Consider the following 511-nt stretch of genomic DNA (forward strand, 5'->3'; position numbering starts at 1 on the left):
ACGCTGCCAACTTGCAAAATCAAGAAGGAAGTAAGCAGCAATTCTTATTAGGCGAATCTTCAGTAAAGGGGATATTGAGCGCCGGCTCAAGTCTGGGGAATGACACCGTGTGGGGACCAACACCAAATTTCCCTTCCAGCTCTCGTGCATGGTAAAGGAGCCCCATAACCTCAAATCTCCAGTCATACAAACCAAAGAGGGCACCAATCCCCACATCGTCAATTCCTGCCTCCAACGCCTGGTGCATACAGTACAATCGCCAGCGATCATCTGATTTTATGGTTCCTTCAGGATGCAACTCGCCATAGGTCCGGCGATGGTATGTTTCCTGAAAAACCTGATAGGTGCCAATTCCTGCCGCAGAAAGTTTTCTTAAATCCCGAATAGATAAGGGAGATGTTATTCATTCAGGGGTTACTCAGATCGATGCTTCGTCAAAGATCGGTATTGGAGCGTACGCTGCCAACTTGCAAAATCAAGAAGGAAGTAAGCAGCAATTCTTATTAGGCGA

Annotated in this window: 1 pseudogene; it reads right to left on the bottom strand. The window is 47.0% G+C overall.

Features of this window, described 5'->3' with window-relative positions:
• Window positions 1–49: 49 nt before the first annotated feature.
• A pseudogene (locus tag HW443_RS14270) lies at window positions 50–397 on the bottom strand ([FeFe] hydrogenase H-cluster radical SAM maturase HydG); the annotation flags it as partial.
• Between the last annotated feature and the right edge of the window lie 114 nt (window positions 398–511).

Source organism: Candidatus Hakubella thermalkaliphila, from assembly GCF_013281975.1.
In the GTDB taxonomy this organism is placed as follows: domain Bacteria; phylum Actinomycetota; class Humimicrobiia; order Hakubellales; family Hakubellaceae; genus Hakubella; species Hakubella thermalkaliphila.